Below are 4104 nucleotides of genomic sequence, written 5' to 3'. Positions count from 1 at the left end.
CGCCGGATCCGCCGGTCGGCGGTGCCGCGACGTCGCCCCGCCAGGCGCCGGTCTCCCCGCCGCTCTTCTCGATGAACTCCTTGAACCTCTTGAGGTCGCCCTTCACCTGGGCGGCGTCGGCGTTCACCACGGCACCGACCTTCTCGGTGAACGTCTCGGGGTGCCAGTCGATCTGCACCATGAGCCGCGTGGTGTTCTCGTCGAGGCGGTGGAAGGTGACCACGCCGGCATGCGATTCGCCGTCCGTGCTCTTCCAGGCCACGCGCTCGTCGGGGTGCTGCTCGGTGATCTCGGCGTCGAACTCGCGCTTCACGCCGCCGATGCTCGTCACCCAGTGCGTCGAGGTGTCGGAGGTCTGCGTGATCGACTCGACGCCCCCCATGAACCGGGGGAAGCTCTCGAACTGGGTCCACTGGTTGTAGGCCGTGCTGACCGGTACTGCTACGTCGATAGATTCCTGCACTGAAGCCAAAAGGTCCTCCTTCTTAGAGACTCCGGAGCCGTCCGTCACCCCGTTCCCGGGATCCGCACGGCGAAACCGTAAGTCCCCTTAGCGTAGGCAGATCGGTTGGATTTGGCCAACGCGCGGGTCTAGGGTGAAAGCAGTCCACCCGGCGGGGGATCGGTGCGTCCGGAGCCTGCCGGGACGGAGAAATTTCTCTAGCACTGGAGGATTCATGAAGGCTTCACCCACCCTCACCGACAACATGCAGGCCGTCCTGGTCGACCTCGTCGAGTTGCACCTGCAGGGCAAGCAGGCCCACTGGAACGTGGTCGGCAAGAACTTCCGCGACCTCCACCTGCAGCTGGACGAGATCATCGACGACGCCCGCGCCTTCGCCGACGAGATGGCGGAGCGCATGCGCGCCCTCCACGCCGTTCCGGACGGCCGCAGCGTCGCCGTCGCGGAGGGCACAAAGCTCGACCCGTTCCCTGCAGGCCTCGTCTCGACGAAGGACACCGTGGGCCTCGTGGTCCGCATGCTGAACGCAGCGGTCACGACGATGCGCGACGTGCACGACCAGATCGACGAGGAGGACCCCACGACGGCCGACCTCCTCCACGGGTTCATCGCCAAGCTCGAGCAGTACGCATGGATGGTGGACGCCGAGAACATGGAGCCGACCGCCGAGGTCGTCACCCCCGTCGGCACGGAGCACGCGACGGTCTGACGGTCCAGCACCCACCCGGGCGGGAGGAAGGCGCGTCCGCCTCTCCTCCCGTCCCGGCGGCCCTGCTGCGGGTACGACCTCTTGTACTATGTAGGCTGACTGACGGTCTAGCAGACGGCCGATCGCAAACTCCCCGGGTTTGTGTATCGGTCCGGGAGACCCCGGACGCCCCGCAGGGCGATGCACACGTGGCTCGGCGGCTGGACGAATCAGGATCAGTACACATGGCCGACCAGGTTGCCGGGCAGACCACCGCCGACTACCTCCAGGACCTCCTCCTCGACACCGACGACGTCGAGGAGTTCCTCACCCAGTTCGCCCGCTTCGCCGCGGCCCGCCTGTTCGAGCGGCCGGGGCGGATCCTGTGCGGGATCACCCTCCTGCGCGACAAGCGGGCCGGTACCGTCGCCAGCAGCAGCGAGGCGGCGAAGCAGCTCGACGAGCTGCAGTACCTGTTCACCGAGGGCCCGTGCCTCAGCGCCTGCGAGGAGCAGCGGACCGTCCACGTCGCGGACGTCGCCACGGACGAACGCTGGAGCAACTACCTCACCCGTGCCGCCGAGCACGGCGTGGGTTCGATCCTCGCCGTCCCGTTCTCCCTCGACACCGGCGCCCGCGCGGCCCTGAACGTCTACTCGACGGAGACCGGCGGCTTCGGCCCCGAGGACATCGCCACCGCCGAGGCCTTCGTGGCCCAGACGTCCAAGGCCCTGATGCTGGCCGTGCGGCTGGCACAGCACGGCGAATCCGTCGGCAACCTGAAGTCCGCCATGAAGTCGAGGACCGCCATCGACATAGCGATCGGGATCATCATGGCGCAGAACCGCTGCACGCAGACGGAGGCCTTCACCATCCTCAAGTCGGTCTCCAGCAGCCGCAACGAGAAGGTCCGGGACATCGCCGCTTCCCTGGTGGCGTCGATCGGCCAGGCGGAACCCGAGACGCACTTCGACCCCTGACCCGCGGTGCCCGCGTCCGGTAGCAGGTGCGGCACCCCGCTGGGAACGGGAACCGACGGCGATCCTCCCGTTGCGGGCGGGCGGGGACGGGTGCCACGGTGGGAGGACCGACAGGACGGAGCGTGATGATGGAACCCATCGAGCAGTGGTGGACGCGAGTGGACATCGAGGAGAAGCAGTGGCTCCGGGAGCACTCCGGCGCCGACGACCTCCCGGAGTCCGTGCAGTCGGCGATCGCCGGGGCGGGCGGACCGTCCGGCGACGATCCCCTCAGCGACGAGGACTGGCAGTTCATCCGGCTCCAGTCCGAGACCCCCGACTAGGCGCCGCGCCATGCAGCGTTTCGACGGCAAGGTCGTGATCGTGACGGGCGCTGGGTCGGGGATCGGTGAAGCGGCGGCACGGCGCTTCGTGGCCGAAGGGGCACGGGTGGTGCTGACGGATTCCGTCGGGGACAAGATCGACGCCGTCGTGGCGTCCCTCCCGGAGGGACGGGCGACGGCGGTCCGGGCCGACTCCTCCGACTTCGACCAGGTGGCCGCCATGGTGCAGCATGCCGTCGGGCAGTACGGGCGGCTCGACGGCCTGGTCAACAACGCCGGCACCATCACGCAGGGAACCGTCGAGGACACGAGCGTGGACGACTGGCACCGCGTTCTCGAGACGGACCTCTCCGGCGTTTTCTACGGTACCAAGGCGGCACTCGGGCACCTGCTGGAGAGCAGGGGGTGCATCGTCAACGTCTCGTCCGTGTCCGGGCTGGCGGGCGACTGGCGGATGAGCGCCTACAACGCCGCCAAGGGCGGGGTCAGCAACTTCACGCGCGCCGTCGCCCTGGACCACGGCAGGGACGGCGTGCGGGTCAACGCCGTCGCTCCCGGATTCGTCTGGACGGATCTGACGAGCGAGGACGGCGAGGCACACGAACTGTCCGACGAGTTCTCCCGGCGCATCCCCCTCGGACGCGGCGGACTGCCGGAGGAGGTTGCCGCGGCCATCACCTTCCTCGCCAGCGAGGACGCGCGCTTCATCACCGGGGTCGTCCTCCCCGTGGACGGCGGGACGATGGCGAGCAACGGCCAGCCCGCACAGGCCTGACCGGCCTGGAGCGATGCCGCGAGGGAGTGGCCCACCGTGCGGCCCGAGAAGATGCGGCCGCCCAGGAAGGTCCCCTCGAGGACGATCCCGCCGAAGGACCAGAACGCCTGGCCGCCGGCAGGGGAGGGAGGTCAGCGCCGTTTGCCCCGCGGGCCGGACGGGCGACCGGGCTTCCCCGACTGCTTCCCGCCCTTCTGGTCCCCGGCCGCGGCCTTCTTCGCGGCCGCCTTCTGCGATGCGCTCTTCTTCGGCGCCTCGCGCTGCGAGGGCTGCCGGGAACTCCGGGCCGTGCGGCCGCGGACGATGCCGATGAACTCCTCGACGTCGTCGGACTCGTCCTCCGTCCGCCAGGCGATGCCGATGGTCGTCGGGACCAGGCCGGGGACCGGGCGGTGCACGGCATCCTTCCGCGCGTACAGGCGGGCGAGGGACATCGGCAGGACGACGACACCCGCGCCGGACGCAGCGACCTCCACGGCCGACTTCGGGCCGCCGCACTCGAGGACGTCGAGCAGGATCCCGCCCTCGAGTTCCTCGGCCGGGACGTCGTCGTAGAGCGACAGCTCGTTCTCCCGCGACATCACGGCGACGGGCTGCTCCTCGTACAGGGGGATCAGGTGGATCCCCGCACGGTCCACCGGAAGCCGGACGAAGACGACGTCGTCGGAGCCTTCGCGCAACGCCGCCAGGGCGTCGTCGTCGTGCTGGTGGAGTTCGAGGGGGACCTCCGGGTGCCGCTCGCGCCACCTGGCCACCCACTTTCCCGGCGTCACGCCGGGCACGAAGCCGACGGACAGGGTTCGGGGCTGGTCGGCGGGCACCTGATCACAGTAGCGCCTGCCCGCGACCGTTAAGCTTGGACCATGACTCCCGCG

General features: G+C 69.5%; 6 protein-coding genes. 4 read left to right on the top strand and 2 right to left on the bottom strand.

The genetic code is table 11. The annotated features are described in order from the left end of the window. On the bottom strand, positions 1-463 hold a 463-nt coding region (locus CVO76_RS15695; protein WP_347876240.1), incomplete at its 3' end, for an SRPBCC family protein. 214 nt (positions 464-677) lie between these two features. Between CVO76_RS15695 and CVO76_RS15690 the strand changes: the two genes are divergently transcribed. The 4 genes from CVO76_RS15690 to CVO76_RS15675 all read left to right on the top strand — a co-directional run bounded on the left by CVO76_RS15690 (position 678) and on the right by CVO76_RS15675 (position 3229). Then, positions 678-1172: a Dps family protein gene (locus tag CVO76_RS15690; protein ID WP_133080035.1), complete on the top strand. Its 495-nt coding sequence runs from the start codon at positions 678-680 to the stop codon at positions 1170-1172. Between the two features lie 224 nt (positions 1173-1396). After that, on the top strand, positions 1397-2131 hold the full coding sequence (locus tag CVO76_RS15685; RefSeq protein ID WP_133080034.1) for a GAF and ANTAR domain-containing protein: 735 nt from the start codon (positions 1397-1399) through the stop codon (positions 2129-2131). A gap of 125 nt (positions 2132-2256) precedes the next feature. Continuing rightward, the gene (locus tag CVO76_RS15680) at positions 2257-2454 is read left to right on the top strand and encodes a hypothetical protein (protein ID WP_244186043.1); all 198 of its coding nucleotides are present in this window, start codon (positions 2257-2259) and stop codon (positions 2452-2454) included. 10 nt (positions 2455-2464) lie between these two features. After that, positions 2465-3229, top strand: coding sequence for an SDR family NAD(P)-dependent oxidoreductase (locus CVO76_RS15675; RefSeq protein WP_208740052.1), 765 nt, complete (start codon positions 2465-2467; stop codon positions 3227-3229). 131 nt (positions 3230-3360) lie between these two features. On the opposite strand, the gene CVO76_RS15670 is transcribed toward CVO76_RS15675, so the two are convergent. Further along, entirely contained in the window at positions 3361-4050 is a 690-nt protein-coding gene (locus tag CVO76_RS15670; protein ID WP_208740051.1) for a LysR substrate-binding domain-containing protein, read from the bottom strand. Positions 4051-4104: the final 54 nt, after the last annotated feature.

It is taken from the genome of Arthrobacter agilis, from assembly GCF_002953615.1.
In the GTDB taxonomy this organism is placed as follows: Bacteria; Actinomycetota; Actinomycetes; order Actinomycetales; family Micrococcaceae; genus Arthrobacter_D; species Arthrobacter_D agilis_B.
This window is presented reverse-complemented; position numbering and strand designations above follow the sequence as displayed.